At 59.4% G+C, this 14722-nt stretch carries 12 protein-coding genes; all 12 read right to left on the bottom strand.

Going from position 1 to position 14722, the window contains the following annotated elements; genetic code table 11:
- Positions 1-43: 43 nt before the first annotated feature.
- The 12 genes from HRR99_RS06505 to argS all read right to left on the bottom strand — a co-directional run bounded on the left by HRR99_RS06505 (position 44) and on the right by argS (position 14687).
- Entirely contained in the window at positions 44-1597 is a 1554-nt protein-coding gene (locus tag HRR99_RS06505) for a peptidoglycan DD-metalloendopeptidase family protein (RefSeq protein ID WP_233123440.1), read from the bottom strand.
- Between the two features lie 343 nt (positions 1598-1940).
- Positions 1941-2594, bottom strand: coding sequence for a protein-L-isoaspartate(D-aspartate) O-methyltransferase (locus HRR99_RS06500; protein WP_162694474.1), 654 nt, complete (start codon positions 2592-2594; stop codon positions 1941-1943).
- Complete coding sequence (gene surE / locus HRR99_RS06495) at positions 2591-3367, bottom strand: 5'/3'-nucleotidase SurE (RefSeq protein WP_233123180.1); 777 nt, start codon at positions 3365-3367, stop codon at positions 2591-2593. Before surE ends, HRR99_RS06500 begins: the two co-directional genes overlap by 4 nt.
- Before the next feature lie 169 nt (positions 3368-3536).
- Positions 3537-4817, bottom strand: coding sequence for a serine--tRNA ligase (gene serS / locus HRR99_RS06490; RefSeq protein ID WP_233123179.1), 1281 nt, complete (start codon positions 4815-4817; stop codon positions 3537-3539).
- A 92-nt stretch (positions 4818-4909) separates the two neighbouring features.
- Entirely contained in the window at positions 4910-5722 is an 813-nt protein-coding gene (tatC, locus tag HRR99_RS06485) for a twin-arginine translocase subunit TatC (RefSeq protein ID WP_111839047.1), read from the bottom strand.
- Positions 5719-6564 (bottom strand): Sec-independent protein translocase protein TatB, encoded by an 846-nt coding sequence (gene tatB / locus HRR99_RS06480; protein ID WP_233123438.1) that lies wholly within the window; start codon positions 6562-6564, stop codon positions 5719-5721. Before tatB ends, tatC begins: the two co-directional genes overlap by 4 nt.
- Before the next feature lie 62 nt (positions 6565-6626).
- A complete protein-coding gene (locus HRR99_RS06475) occupies positions 6627-6863 on the bottom strand; it encodes a twin-arginine translocase TatA/TatE family subunit (RefSeq protein WP_111839046.1) in 237 nt (78 codons plus the stop codon).
- A 157-nt stretch (positions 6864-7020) separates the two neighbouring features.
- Positions 7021-7755: an SMC-Scp complex subunit ScpB gene (scpB, locus tag HRR99_RS06470; RefSeq protein WP_233123178.1), complete on the bottom strand. Its 735-nt coding sequence runs from the start codon at positions 7753-7755 to the stop codon at positions 7021-7023.
- Positions 7742-8587: a segregation and condensation protein A gene (locus HRR99_RS06465; RefSeq protein ID WP_233123177.1), complete on the bottom strand. Its 846-nt coding sequence runs from the start codon at positions 8585-8587 to the stop codon at positions 7742-7744. Before HRR99_RS06465 ends, scpB begins: the two co-directional genes overlap by 14 nt.
- A 51-nt stretch (positions 8588-8638) precedes the next feature.
- Positions 8639-9655, bottom strand: coding sequence for a beta-N-acetylhexosaminidase (gene nagZ / locus HRR99_RS06460; protein ID WP_233123176.1), 1017 nt, complete (start codon positions 9653-9655; stop codon positions 8639-8641).
- A 247-nt stretch (positions 9656-9902) separates the two neighbouring features.
- Positions 9903-12863, bottom strand: coding sequence for an SPOR domain-containing protein (locus tag HRR99_RS06455; protein ID WP_233123175.1), 2961 nt, complete (start codon positions 12861-12863; stop codon positions 9903-9905).
- Positions 12864-12929: 66 nt separating this feature from the next.
- Entirely contained in the window at positions 12930-14687 is a 1758-nt protein-coding gene (gene argS, locus HRR99_RS06450) for an arginine--tRNA ligase (RefSeq protein ID WP_233123174.1), read from the bottom strand.
- Positions 14688-14722: the final 35 nt, after the last annotated feature.

Genomic DNA, 14722 nt, shown 5'->3' with positions numbered 1-14722 from the left:
GCCGGGCGTTGACCCGGCTTTTTCCATCCTTGAAACGCAATACCTATTCAAGGAAAGAGGATGGGTTCACCGGCGTTGCGTCCTTGCGGACTTCGAAGTGAACCTGTGGACGCTTGGCGCTGCCCGTCATGCCGGAAGACGCGATCGTCTGGCCGCGCTGCACCTTCTGGCCGCGCTGCACGTCGAGGCTTGCGGCGTTGCCGTAAACCGTGACCCGACCGTCGTCGTGACGGATGAGAACCGTGTTGCCGAGTTGCTTCAGACCATTGCCCGAATAGATGACGACGCCGTTTTCGGCTGCCTTGATCGGCGTACCCTCGGGAACCGAGATGTTGATACCGTCATTGCGGCTGCCTTCGACGTTTTCACCGAAGCCCGATGTCACGGCACCACGAACCGGCCAGCGATACTTGCCGATGCCTGTGGATTCGGGCGCGAGAGACGCCATGTCGGACTTCTTCTCGACATCGCTGACGCTGGCTTCCGCAGCCGGTGCCTTCGGCATTTCAGCCTTGGCGACCGCTGGTGCTTCAGCAGGCTTTGCTGCCGTTGGCTGAGCCGCTGGCTGGTGCTGAACGGATGCCGTCTTGATGCCATCTGTTCCAGCACCCGGAATTTTCAGGGTCTGGCCGATGCGGATGCCGCCATCGGAAATGCCGTTTGCTGCCTTCAACTCTGCAACGGAGACGCCGTTTGCACGGGCAATCTTTGCAAGGCTGTCGCCGGTCTGCACCTTGTAACCACCTGTGGGCGGAAGCGGCTTGCCGCCGGGAGGTGTCAGCTTGCCGCCTTCAGCCGAAGCCTTGTCACGGGCAGCATTCTGGGACGGCAGGACGGCGACGTTCTGCTCTGGACCGCGCAATGGCGTCGGGCCGTTGTTATTCTTGCTCAGGTCGATATTGCCCGAGGCGGCGCGCGCCGCATTGCGGGACTGGCCGAACTTCGGAATGACGATCGACTGACCGGGCCTTGCGGCAGAGCCGCTGGACAGACCGTTGGCCTGCAAAAGCGCCTTCTCAGGCACGCCGTAGCGCTTGGAAAGAGTGGCAATCGTCTCACCGGACTTCAACGTCACCGACGATGCGCCATCCGTGTGCCAACCATTACCCTCGGCCTTGATCGAGCCTGTGGACAGGTTGTCACCAGAAGGTGCCGGACGTGCCGACGCCATTGACGGTGCTGAATTTGCGGTGGCCGACGGGAATGGCTGCGACACAGCCTCACGGCGCGTTGCAGGTTCGCGGCTTGCCGTCTGCGTGGGAGCCGAAAGCTCCGAACGCTGGACTGTTGCCGAAGAGGACGCTGCGCGTGCCGAAGATGGCTGCACCGAACCGTAACCGCCATTGTTTGCCGGGTAAGGCTGGTTCATGGCCGTATTCTGGTTCGCATAGCCACCCTGCGGCGCTGCCGATCCATATTGGCCGCTATTCACATCGCCTTGCGGCACGGGAGCCTGCCCGTAAGCGCCCCCTGCATTGCGGGCGGGAATGGATGCCGTCGTCATTTGGTCCGGTCCACTGGAGAAGAGGCCGCCAAATCGCGTGGCGTCCGAGCTACAACCCGTTGCGACGCTTGCCAGCAATGCCGCTGCGAACATCTTTGCGATTGATTTTCCGATTTTAGGCGAATTACTCATACGCATGACTCGATCTACACTGACGCCAACCGCCGTATCGAACCCCGATCCGGCTGGAACAACACTCTGCAAGGCCCCTCTCCCGAGATGGGAAAACCATGCGTTGATGGAGATCATTAAAGCGCGTTAGTGTTACCACGCCGTTAAAACGTTAAGCCGTTCGGAAATTTTTTGACTCTTCGATAACCATGACGCGGCCCGAAATGAGCCAGAAACGGGCACGTGGGACGAGAAAATATTTTGAAATCAATAATTTGTAAAAATTCTTCTTTCGTTCCGTTTCGGTGCACGAAATTGAATTTTCTCAGAGATAGCGTGCGATGTGCGTTTCCATGGGCAAATAGGGCGTTTCGAACAGTTCTTCCCGCTCGAAACGGCTGCCGGTCTTGGAAAAACGGGTCATGACGCATCGACCGTCTTCCAGAATAATCGGGGCTACCATCATGCCACCCGACACGATCTGCTCGGTGAAAAAGCGCGGCATGGCGGTAAAGGCCGCCGTGGAGATGATTCGGTCGAAGGTGCCCTCGCCCACCAGACCGTTGGTGCCGTCCGCCTGCCTGATCACCACATTGCGCAGCCCGAGATCATCCATGCGGTTCTGTGCCAGTTGCACCAGCGTCTTGTAACGATCGATGGACACGACACGCTCGGAGCGTCGCCCCAGAATGGCGGTCATGAAACCGCTGCCGGTGCCGATTTCCAGAACGCGCTGACCGGGCTTGACCTGAAGGCGGTGGACGGCCTTGACCACCATATCGGCGCTTTCCATGAAGGCACCGCAATCGATGGGAATGGTGCGGCTGGAATAGGCTTCCTCCGCAAATTGCGCTGGCACGAACTGCGAGCGCGGCGTCTGCTCAACCGCCGTCAGCAGATCGATGTCGGAAATGCCCTCGGCTCTCAACCGCAGCACCAGGGCTGCAAAGCCTTCCCTTTCGACCATTGCTGATTTCAATCTTTCACTCCAAATCCAAGCGCCGCAGCCACGCGATCCTTCACGGTATAGTCCGTCAGGTCAAGCTTGAGCGGAGTGACCGAAATCTGGCCATCCTTGACGGCGTGGATATCCGTTCCCTCACGGAAATTGCCAAGCCGCTCACCAAAGCGCAGCCAGTAATAGGGAATGCCCCGGCCATCCTGACGCTGCTCCACCGTCAGGCCGAAATCCAGCTTGCCCTGCTCGGTGACGCTGACGCCTCGCACGTCTTCAGGCGCGCAGTTGGGGAAATTGAGATTGAGGAACGTGCCATCGGGCAGATCGACCTCGATAAGCTTGCGGATGAGATCGGGCGCATGCGTTTCCGCCACTTCCCAAGGCACAATGCGTTCGGCGTGGCCTGTATAGGCAAAGGCCTGGCTGAGCGCGATGGAACGCACGCCCTGCAACGTGCCCTCGATGGCACCGGCAATGGTGCCGGAATAGGTCACGTCATCGGCCATGTTCGCTCCAGCATTGACGCCAGACAGCACAAGATCAGGCTTGCCGGGCAGCACCTCGCGAATACCCATGATGACGCAATCGGTGGGCGTACCACGCAGGGCGAAATGCTTGTCAGAAATCTTGCGCAGACGTAGCGGCTCTGACAGCGTCAGAGAATGGGCAAGACCGCTCTGATCCGTCTCCGGCGCCACGATCCAGACATCATCGGACAGCGTGCGGGCGACGCGTTCCAGCGCCGCCAAGCCTTCGGCATGAATGCCATCGTCGTTTGTCAGCAATATCCGCATGATGCTCTCTCCCGCTTTAGTTTTTTAGATAACATCTCCCACTTCCGTCACCCCGGACTAGATCCGGGGTCCAGCCTTCGCGCGTCTGCGCGGCGAGAAGAGTCTTTTGCCTTGCAGACGCAAGGCACTGGATCCCGCATCAAGTGCGGGATGACGGAACGTTAAGTGTTCAAGCCTTCTCAATCCGCGTCAGGCCGCCCATGTAAGGCAGCAGCACATCCGGGATCGTCACCGAACCGTCTTCGTTCAGGTAGTTTTCCAGAACCGCAATCAGGCAGCGACCGACCGCCGTGCCGGAGCCGTTGAGCGTGTGCACGAACTTAGTCGCCTTCTCACCCTTGGGACGATAACGCGCATCCATCCGCCGCCCCTGGAAATCGCCGCAGACCGAGCAGGACGAGATTTCGCGGTAGGTATCCTGACCAGGAAGCCATACTTCGAGGTCGTAGGTCTTGCGCGCGCCAAAGCCCATATCGCCGGTGCACAGCGTCATGGTGCGGAAATGCAGTCCGAGGCGCTTGAGCACCTCTTCTGCGCAGGCGGTCATACGCTCATGCTCTTCGACAGCGCTTTCGGCATCCGTGATCGAAACCAGTTCGCACTTCCAGAACTGGTGCTGGCGCAGCATGCCGCGCGTATCGCGACCGGCAGAGCCCGCTTCCGAACGGAAGGAAGGCGTCAGCGCTGTGAAGCGCAGCGGCAGCTTTTCCTGCTCCAGAATTTCACCGGCAACGAGGTTCGTCAGCGTCACTTCGGCAGTCGGGATCAGCCAGCGACCATCGGTCGTCCTGAACAAATCCTCGGCAAATTTCGGGAGCTGGCCGGTGCCATACATCGCCTCATCGCGCACCATCAACGGCGACGACACTTCCGTGTAGCCATGCTCGCTTGTGTGTAGGTCGATCATGAACTGGCCGAGCGCCCGCTCCAGACGCGCAATCTGGCTGGTCAGCACGGTGAAGCGCGAACCGGACAGTTTTGCTGCGCGGTCGAAATCCATGTAGCCGAGGGCTTCGCCGATTTCGTAATGCTCCTTGGCCGCATGGTTCCAGCCGGGTTTCTGACCGACCACACGCGCGACGATGTTGTCGTGTTCGTCCTTGCCGACAGGCACGTCATCGAATGGCAGGTTTGGAATGCGCGACAGGGCATCGGTCAGTTCAGCCGAAACCTGACGATCCTCTTCCTCGAGGCGCGGCATGTTGTCCTTGATGTCGGCGACTTCAGCTTTCAGCTTCTCGGCAAGCTCGGAATTTTTCTGCGCCATCGCTGCGCCGATTTCCTTGGAGGCGGCGTTGCGGCGGGATTGCATGTCTTGCAGGGTCTGGATAACGGAACGGCGCTTTTCATCGAGCGCAATCAGATGAGCGGATTGCGGCTCGGCATTGCGACGGGCAAGGCCTGCATCGAAAGCTTCGGGATTTTCGCGTATCCATTTAATGTCGTGCATCGTGGTTCCAGACCGTAATTTGCATCATGTTTAAAAAAACAAAACGCCGGGACGAAGGGCCCGGCGTCTGAAGAAGAACCTGGCGGAAACCGTCAGTCGTCAGTGGAATTTCCAAGCTCACGGCCTGCATTTTCCTCAGCGCGCTTCTTTTCCACGAGTCGAGCCAAATGTATGGAAATCTCGTAGAGAATGATTGCAGGCAACGCAAGACCGATCTGGGACATCGGGTCGGGCGGCGTCAGCACCGCAGCGACGACGAAAGCCGCAACGATCGCGAATTTGCGCTTCTCTTTCAGCCACTGGCTGGTCAACAGGCCGACGCGGGCGAGCAGTGTGGTGATGACAGGCAACTGGAACACCAGACCGAAGGACAGAACCAGCGTCATGATGAGGCTGAGATATTCCGACACCTTCGGCATCAGCGAAATCGCGACTTCGCCATCTTCCGGCAGCTGCTGCATGGCAAGGAAGAACCACATGACCATGGGCGTGAAAAAGAAGTAGACCAGCGCACCGCCCAGTAGAAACAGCAGCGGCGACGCGATCAGGAACGGCAAAAACGCCGCACGCTCGTTCTTGTAAAGGCCGGGTGCCACGAACTTGTAGAGTTGCGAGGCGATGACTGGAAAGGAAATCACCAGCGCGCCGAACATGGCGACCTTGATCTGCGTGAAGAAGAATTCCTGCGGCGCGGTATAGATCAGCGACGATTTCGCGACATCGAGCCCAGCCCAGATCACCGCCCACTTATAGGGAATGACCAGCAGGTTGAAGAGATGCTTGGCGACCGCAAAGCAACCGAGAAAGGCGACGAAGAAAGCACCAATCGACCAAATCAGTCGCGTGCGGAGTTCCATGAGGTGTTCGATAAGCGGCTGCGGCTTATCATCGGTATCCTCACTCATGCTTCACCCTTTTTGGCCTTGGCCGTCTTCACTGTTTTGGCGGGCGTCAGCGCCGCCGTCTTTTCGGTTTCGGCCTTCTCGACCAGCGCCTTGGCCTTGGCGATCATGGGCTTGCCAGCTTCGACAGTCGCCTTCGCAGCCTTCGCTTTGGATGTCTTTGCAGAGGCTTCCGTCAACGCGGCGGGCTTGCTGCTTTTCGGCGCAACGGGCTTTGCACTGGCGGTTTTCGTCGCTTCCGTTTTGGCGGAAACGGTCTTGGCCGCACGCTTCGGCTTTGCAGCCACCGTTTCGGCTTCGACTTCCTGCGCGGACTTGGCAGGCGCACGTTTACGCACAGTCTTCGGCTTTTCAGCAGGTGAAATCGAGGGCGCAACTGCCGCGGTGGAGACCGTGGCCGGAGCCGCAGTGGCAACGCCACCAGCTACCGCAGCTTCTGTGGCAATCGTAGGCGGGGGGCCGTCAGGCAGCTTCATCTCAGGCTCAGACAGGCTGACCGCTGGCGCGCCAGCCGGTGCACTGGTGGCCGGAGATGCCGGAGGCGTTGCCGCCCCTTGAAGATCGGAGCGGATATCGTTGCCCAGCTGACGCAGAGGGTTCATCGCATCGCGCAGCGAATTGGTGGGGTTGAGATTGCGGACATCGGAAATCGTCTGGCGCACGTCGTCCATGTCAGCCTCTTTCAAGGCGTCGTCGAACTGCGTGCGGAAATCTCCCGCCATCTTGCGCAAACCGGCCATGGTCTTGCCGAAAGCCCGGATCATGGGCGGCAAGTCCTTGGGACCGACGACCACGATCAGCACGATCGCAATCACCAGCAGCTCGCTCCAGCCGATATCAAACATCATAAAGCTCCTGACACGCGCAGTGTCGCGGCACGGCGTTCAACGCCGCACTGCAAAATCGATTACTTGAGCTCGTCAGCCTTGTGGTCCACCGTACGCGGATGAACAGGGGTGGTCGGCTCTTGCGTGGTGTCGTGGTCTGCGGGGCGTGCTGTCCCGTCTTCGTCGGCCATGCCCTTTTTGAAGCTCTTGATGCCCTTGGCGACATCACCCATCAATTCTGGAATCTTGCCGCGACCGAAGAGGACCAGCACGATGACCAGAACGATCAGCCAATGCCACACACTAAAAGAACCCATAACGCAAACTCCCTGAATTTTGCTTTGATCCGATGTAAGACGTTTGTCGAGGTTTTTCAAACACCAAAATGTCTATTCACCGAACGATAGTTCACTATAAATCCGACAGTTGCCTGATATAGGCAACTCTTTGTGATGACGCACACCATCAGGGTCGTCACCTCTCCGGTTCGTCACCGCTCGGTGAGAGCAAACCCAGTTCCTCAAGATCAAGCTGCGTGATCGGGTCTTCGTCTTCCGTCAGCTCATCGCTCATGGATGGCAGGGGGATTCCGAAATTCGACGGTATCCGGCCCGATAGCAGCCCTGCCCCCTTTAACTCGTCCAGCCCCGGCAGATCGCGCAACTCTTCAAGTCCGAAATGATCGAGAAAATCAACCGTCGTGCCCATGGTGACAGGCCGTCCCGGCGTTCTGCGTCGTCCGCGAAACCGCACCCAGCCCGCTTCCATCAACACGTCGAGCGTGCCTCGCGATGTCTGCACGCCGCGGATTTCCTCGATTTCGGCGCGTGTCACCGGCTGGTGGTAGGCGATGATGGCCAGCACTTCCAGTGCGGCGCGTGAAAGCTTCTTGGGCTCTTTTTCATCCATGCGGATGACGAAGGAAAGATCGCCCGCCGTTCTGAACGCCCAGTTTCCACCCACCTGAACGAGGTTGACGCCCCGCTCACTATAGGCGAATTTCAGTTTCTGCATGACAGCGCCGACATCGACACCACGCGCCACGCGCTCCGCGATGAACGCCTCCGGGACGGGCTGCGCAGACGCAAACACCAGGGCCTCGGCGATACGTTCGGCATCCTTCAGCTGTCGCTCGGATACGGTGACATCTCTGGCCTCGACGGCTTCGGGTGCAGCGTCATCATCCTCATCGGGTTCAATCGACATCATTATCCCTTTCAGCAGAGCCCTCGCCCCGCCGCCCGCCCTTGCGCATGAAAATCGGTTGGAACGCGCCGTCCTGACGAATCTCCAGCGAACCCTCCCGCACCAGTTCTAGCGAGGCGGCAAAGGCGCTGGCCATCGCCGTGGCCCGCATGGAAGGGTCGGCAACATATTGCAGCAAATAACGATCCAGCTCGGTCCATTCGCCGATCTCGCCCAACATGGAGGTCAACAACTCACGCGCATCCACCAGCGACCAGACCTGCCGTTTTTCGATGGTGACCTGGGTGATGGCCTGCCGCTGGCGCAGATTGGCGTAGGCGCTCAGCAGGTCATAGAGGCTGGCTTCAAAAGAAGATCGGCTTTTGTGCGGAATGTGTTCGGGCGCACCGCGCGCAAAAATATCCCGGCCCAGATGGTGGCGGTTGACCAGACGCTCGGCCGCATCGCGCATGGCATCCAGCCGCTTCAGCCGGAATGCCAGCGTCGCCGCCATCTCCTCGCCGCTCGGCCCCTCATCCTCGGCTTGTTGCGGGATGAGCAGTTTGGATTTGAGAAAGGCCAACCAAGCGGCCATCACGAGATAATCGGCGGCCAGTTCGATTCGCACGCGCCGCGCCTGCTCGACAAAGATCAGATATTGCTCGGCCAGCGCCAGCACGGAAATGCGCGAGAGATCGACCTTCTGGGTGCGGGCAAGATGCAGCAAAAGATCGAGCGGGCCTTCAAAGCCCGCAACGTCGATCATCAATGCCGCTTCGCCGGTGGCGCGCTTTGGAGTTACGTTCTCCCAGAGCTTTTCCATCGGCGCGCTGCCGCGCGATTTGTCTGCCGCCATTCACTCATCCACCGGGCAACCCGTCTGTCAGGACGCCCGGCCCGGCAGCCTTTAGGCAACCGTCAGCATGGCGTTGAATTCGTCTCTCAAGGCAACCTCATCGCTACCGTCTGCCACCGTGAAACCGGCTTCGACGGCGCGTGCGCGCTCCAGAGCTTTGCCGGAGAGAACTGGAACTTCCTTCACGACCTGCAGCATTTCATCCATCACGCCGTTGCAATGCAAGACTATATCGCAACCACCCGCAACAATATTGGCCGCACGTTCTCCCAGCGTCCCCTTCAGGGCATTCATGGAGCTGTCGTCGGAGATCAGCAGACCATCGAACCCGATGCGTCCACGGATGATCTCGTCGATGACGGTGGGTGACGTCGTGGCCGGACGGTCGGCATCGAGCGCGGTGAACACCAGATGCGCGCTCATCGCCATCAGCTCTGTGTTCATCGCGCGGAAGGGCACAAAGTCATGCGCATCCAGTTCATCCAGGGGAACATCGACCACCGGCAGTTCATGGTGCGAATCGACCAGACCGCGACCATGGCCGGGAATGTGCTTCATGACCGGCAGCATGCCACCCGCCTTCAATCCATCCGCCGCCGCCTGCCCCATCGCCGCCACGAGTGCCGGATCGAACCCATAGGCGCGGTTGCCGATCACGTTGCTTGCACCTTCCACTGGGACATCGAGCACCGGCAGGCAATCCACGGTGATGCCAAGCTTCGTCAGGTCAAACGCATGCAAACGCGACATCAGCCAAGCTGCGCGCAGTCCCTGCGCCTTGTCCCGCAGGTAGATTTCGCCCAGCGCCTGCGCATTGGGATAGGATTGCAGGATCGGAGGACGAATACGCTGCACGCGCCCGCCTTCCTGATCGATCAAGACAGGTGCGTTCGGATTGCCAATGGCATCGCGCATGGAAGCCACGAGGTCCGTGATCTGCGCGGCATCGCCAATGTTGCGACCGAACAGAATGAAGCCCCACGGACTCTCCGCCTTATACAGCGCGATTTCGTCATCGGTCAGGGTCAGGCCGCTACAGCCGAGGATCATAGCTTTCGTGTCGGTCATGGGATTGGTCCTGCTTGGGATTTTCGGCGGAAGTCTAGAGAGCGATAACGGTGCTGGCTCAAAGCCTCTCCCTCTACCGTCATCCTCGGGCTTGTCCCGAGGATCTAACGAACCACAACATCAAACGTGGTCAGATTCTCGGGACAAGCCCGAGGATGACGTCGCGGTTGGGAAAGACGCTGAGACCCGCCATCAATAAAGCCGGGACAGCAGAACTATCCCGGCTTCAATTCTTGTCAGGCCTAAATCAGCGAGCAATCAGGCAGCTACCACCGGCAGAGCGCAGGCGCTCACACAAAGCTGCAGCTTCGTTCTTGTCGCCAGCGGGAATGCGGACGCGGTAGAACGTGCCCTTGCCGGCGATTTCTGCGGCCTTGATGTCCACGCCGCGACCGCCGATAACGGAGCCGAACTTGGCGGATAGGCTCTGGTAAGACTTCTGGGCTTCGGCCTGGCTTGGCAGCGAGGCGACCTGCACATAATAGCCACCGGCTGAAGAGGCATTGGTCGTTGCTGTCGGTGCAGCGGCAGTTTCCTGCGCAGGCTGCGAAGGCGGTGCCGGGCGAACATTGCCCTGATTGGTAACCGTCGCGACGACGTTGGCAGGCTGTGCAGCAGGGCGCGATGCTGGCATCGGTGCTGCTGTCTGCGCAGGCTTCGGTGCCGCGGCAACCGGAGCCGGTGTCTGCGGCTGGGCAGGCTGTTGCGGCGCAACAGGAACACGCGATGCGGGGATCACAGCCGGTGCGGCTTCAGCAACGGTGTTGGCCTGCGGTGCAGCGAGTTCCTCGACCGTGTCTGCCTTCGGGGCAGACGCCGCCGGTACGGCAACTTCCTGCGCAACCAGCGTGCCATCAGGCTTGACGATCATCGTGCGGACCTTGCGCGGCGAAACGTTGACCGGCGATCCGTTCTGATTTTCAGCAGCCTTAGCCTTCTCGTCCGGTGACAACAGACGGGGATCCTCGGTCTCGCCAACCGGCGTCGAGGTCATCGCATCCATTTCTTCGTCTTCGCCCTCAAGCGGCAACTGCTCGGGGATCAACGTGCGCTGAACCACGTCCACAGGCTGCTCGTTGCTGGAAATCAGCGACGGCTGTTTTGGATCGGCAGGGGCAGCACCGGCAACGCGGTCGTAAACCGCCTTGTCCTGGTTCGGCACCACACGACCGCCCGGATTTTCCGGTACGACCTTTGTCGGCTCACTATCGGCGGAGATGATGACAGGTGCACCGTTGGAGCCAGAGCCCGAGGAGCCACCGAACATCAGCGCATAGGTACCGCCACCGACGAGCACGACGCCGAGAACGGCGGCCATAGGAACGAACCAGCGGCGAACACCACCGCGCTCGTCATCGCTGTAGCGGACAGGCTGTGAAAGCTCGGCTTCAGGAATGCGTTCGACGGAAGCGCGGGTTTCAGCAGCCTCCTGCATGCTGCGGCGGAAATCCTGCTCTAGCGCGCGTTCAAACTCATCGACCTCTTCCTGCGTCGGCTGTGGCTGGCGCGATGCGGCAGCATTCTTGTTGCGATCCAGACCGCCGGTCATGGCAGGTGCAAAAAGCGATGCCAGTTCGGTATCGAGGTCGACGTCTTCTTCCTGACGGCGCGGCACAGGCTTCGGCTCGAACACGCCAACTGGCAGTTCAGGCACTTCCATCTCGGAGATGGTTTCAGGCTGGTCTTCCGTCTCACCGATCTGCGACGGATCGAAGGGCAAAGGCTCAAGCACGGCAGGCGCAACGACAACAGGCGTCACAGGGCGCGGTGGCTCCTGACGGGCGACTGGTGGCGCGGCTACGACCGGCTGCGGACGCGCAACGACCACAGGGGCTGGCGCGGGAACAACGACAGGCTTCGGCTGAACCGGTGCCTGGGCAACGGGCGTGGGCTGCGGAGCGACGACCGGCGCAGCAGCGGGGGGCGTTGCCACTTCGATATTGGCAATTTCAGAGAGATCGATGTCGAAATCGATATCGTCCAAGGCCAACTCGAAATCATCATCGTTGAAGGCATCGAAGTCGCCGAAATCAGGCTCTGTCTTGGCAGCAGCGGGCTGCGCCGCAACCACCGGCGCAACGACTGGCTCTTCGCGCTTCTGAACGACGGGCTGCTGCACGACAGGTGCGGCAACCGGCTCCGGCTCAATTTTGACAGCAGGCTCGGCAATGCGGGTTTCCCGGCCAATGATTTCGTATTTTGCAACGTCGTAGATCAGCTCGTCCATGGCCGACAGCTTCTGACCGACGGGAAGCGCAGGCTCGACGTGATCAGCAGGCGCCTGCATAGGCGCTACGAATTGCGCAGCAACAGGTGCTGGGGCCGCCACAGGCTCCTCAACCTTGGGAACGACAGGCGTGGGGCGCGGCGAACCGAAGTTGGCAAGCGGAAGACGAAGGCTCGAATAGTCGAGCGAAGAGCGGCGGGCGATGGCGGGCGCTGCCTGCACAGGCGGCGGAACGTCTTCGGCCACGGACATTTCCAGCTCGCTGGCCAGATCGATCGCCGCCTCGCCAGACGTCTCAGCCATCAACTCCCAGTCGGGCTGGTGCGATGCAGAAGGATCGATATGATCTGTAACGGGTGCGGAATAGACAGGCTCTTCCACTGGTGGTTCGACATAAGCGACGGGCTCGGGAACGTGAACCTCTGGCTCGACGTAGGCAACAGGCTCGACATAGGCCGGAGCCTGCTCAGTCGGTGCGGGCGCCTGCTCAACAGGCTGCTGCGGTGCATGGCGCTGGGCAACGTCGAACAAGGCAGCAACGGATGCTGGGTCATCGCTGAAATCATCGCGCAGATCGGATTGCGCATGATGATCGGCAGCATGTTCCGCCACCAGATATTCTTCAGTATCGGCTGGCGCATACTGCTCCACGGGCGCAAGCTCAGGCTCCTTGCGAGCGAACACTGATTCGACACGCTGCATGAATTCGTCAGCGGGAACGGACGATCGAACATCGTTCGCAGCATCCAGCGCTATTGGTTCGTAGCGTGGGGAATCGTAGATCGCGAATTCGCGAAGCAATTCATCTTCGAGATTGAATTCAGGCTCCCGGCGTTCGCCCGGATGCGGCGCAGCCGGGGAAGCAACGTGGGAAGGACGATCCTCTTGGCTAACCAGACGAGCCAATTGTGCCAGGGGATCGTTGTCAGCGAATTCTTCTGCCCGGTTGTCCCGGTTATACGCGACATTTTTTTCGACCATTACGTGTTCCACCATCTACGCATCACAGCTCTTGCCAGCGTATTATGAGCAAATAATGGTGAGATGTTATCGCATTTCGTCAGGCGCGTCCGCTCCTAAAAGCGACAGTCCAGATTTCAGTACGTTTGCGACAGCATTCACCAGCCCAAGTCTGGCAACGCTTAATTCTCGGTTTTTATCGTTAACAAAACGTAATTCTGGCTGATCTTTACCTTTATTCCAATGTCCATGGAAGGAACTGGCCAGATCATACAGGTAAAATGCCAGGCGATGCGGCTCATGGTTGAGCGCCGCAGATTCGATCAGGCGCGGGTATTCGGCCAGTTTAGCAATCAGCTGCAACTCATTGACATCGCTGATCAAAGCGGCACTCGACTGCATCGTTGACTGCGACACGTCGAGGTCTGGAAATGCCTCGTTCGCCTGCCGGAAAACAGACTTGCAGCGGGCATGTGCATACTGCACATAAAATACCGGATTGTCCTTGGACTGCTCAGTTACTTTGGCAAAATCGAAGTCCAGAGGCTCTGAATTCTTCCGATAGAGCATCATGAATCGCACCGGGTCGCGCCCGACTTCATCCACAACATCCCGCAAAGTGACGAAATCGCCGGAGCGTTTCGACATTTTAACAGGCTCGCCATCACGAAAAAGTTTGACCAGCTGGCACAAAAGAACGGTCAGTTTCGACTTTCCTTCGGACACAGCGCGTGCAACCGCCTCCAGACGCTTCACGTAGCCGCCGTGGTCAGCACCCAGAACATAGATCATCTCGCCGAACCCGCGATCATACTTGTCCTTGAAGTAGGCAACGTCAGCGGCAAAGTATGTATAGGAACCGTCGGACTTGATCAGCGCCCGGTCCATGTCGTCACCGACTTCGGTGGAGCGGAACAGCGTTTGCTCGCGGTCTTCCCAATCATCCGGCAGTTCACCCTTCGGTGGCGGCAGGGTGCCCTTGTAGACATGGCCCTTGAAGGTCAGATCGTTGATCGCGGACTGGATGGGGCCGCCATGACCCGCATGCAGCGTACGCTCGGAATAGAACACATCGTGCTTCACGTTGAGCGCCGCCAGATCTTCGCGAATCATCACCATCATCGCGTCGATGGCCTTGTCCTTGACGATCGGCAGCCACTGCTCTTCCGGCATGGCCCGCAGCTTGATGCCGAATTCATCAGCCAGCGTCTTGCCCAGTGGCACCAGATAATCACCAGGATAGAGACCCGGCGGAATGGCGCCGACATCTTCGCCCAGCGCTTCGCGGTAACGCAGGAAAACGGAGCGCGCCAGCACATCGATCTGCGAGCCCGCATCGTTGATGTAATATTCCTTGGTCACGCCGTAGCCGGCAAAGGCCAGTACATTCGCCAACGTATCGCCCACCACGGCGCCACGGCAATGGCCGACATGCATGGGGCCGGTCGGGTTGGCGGAGACATATTCGACGTTGATCGTCTTGCCCGCACCCACAGTCGAGCGGCCATAGTCGGCACCCGCTTCGATCATACCAGCCAGCAGGCGCTGCCAGTAGGCCACGGACACGCGAATATTGATGAAACCGGGACCGGCGACATTGACGCTGTCAACGTCCTCATCCTGCTCCAGTGCCGGAACGATGAGTTCGGCAAACGCACGCGGGTTGGTGCCCAGCGGCTTGGCCAGCACCATCGCGGCATTGGTTGCGACATCGCCATGGCTCGGGTCGCGCGGAGACTCCACGGTGATGCGGCCGAAATCCACAGTATCGCGATGGGCTTTGACGAGGTCGATCGTCTCAAGCGCGTTTTTGATTCTGGTGTCGAAATCGGCAAAAAGGTTCATCATCATATACCTGCGCGAAGGCTGTCATCTACGTC

It is taken from the genome of Agrobacterium vaccinii (assembly GCF_021310995.1).
In the GTDB taxonomy this organism is placed as follows: Bacteria; Pseudomonadota; Alphaproteobacteria; order Rhizobiales; family Rhizobiaceae; genus Agrobacterium; species Agrobacterium vaccinii.
The sequence above is the reverse complement of the archived record's forward strand: the minus strand, read 5'-3'. Positions and strand labels throughout refer to the sequence as shown.

Bases quoted from the DNA above. Each gene is read 5' to 3' on its own strand.
- HRR99_RS06505 (WP_233123440.1), bottom strand. From the start codon at position 1,597: ATGTTCGCAGCGGCATTGCTGGCAAGCGTCGCAACGGGTTGTAGCTCG.
- surE (WP_233123180.1), bottom strand. From the start codon at position 3,367: ATGCGGATATTGCTGACAAACGACGATGGCATTCATGCCGAAGGCTTG.
- serS (WP_233123179.1), bottom strand. From the start codon at position 4,817: ATGCACGACATTAAATGGATACGCGAAAATCCCGAAGCTTTCGATGCA.
- tatC (WP_111839047.1), bottom strand. From the start codon at position 5,722: ATGAGTGAGGATACCGATGATAAGCCGCAGCCGCTTATCGAACACCTC.
- tatB (WP_233123438.1), bottom strand. From the start codon at position 6,564: ATGTTTGATATCGGCTGGAGCGAGCTGCTGGTGATTGCGATCGTGCTG.
- HRR99_RS06475 (WP_111839046.1), bottom strand. From the start codon at position 6,863: ATGGGTTCTTTTAGTGTGTGGCATTGGCTGATCGTTCTGGTCATCGTG.
- scpB (WP_233123178.1), bottom strand. From the start codon at position 7,755: ATGATGTCGATTGAACCCGATGAGGATGATGACGCTGCACCCGAAGCC.
- HRR99_RS06465 (WP_233123177.1), bottom strand. From the start codon at position 8,587: ATGGCGGCAGACAAATCGCGCGGCAGCGCGCCGATGGAAAAGCTCTGG.
- nagZ (WP_233123176.1), bottom strand. From the start codon at position 9,655: ATGACCGACACGAAAGCTATGATCCTCGGCTGTAGCGGCCTGACCCTG.
- HRR99_RS06455 (WP_233123175.1), bottom strand. From the start codon at position 12,863: ATGGTCGAAAAAAATGTCGCGTATAACCGGGACAACCGGGCAGAAGAA.
- argS (WP_233123174.1), bottom strand. From the start codon at position 14,687: ATGAACCTTTTTGCCGATTTCGACACCAGAATCAAAAACGCGCTTGAG.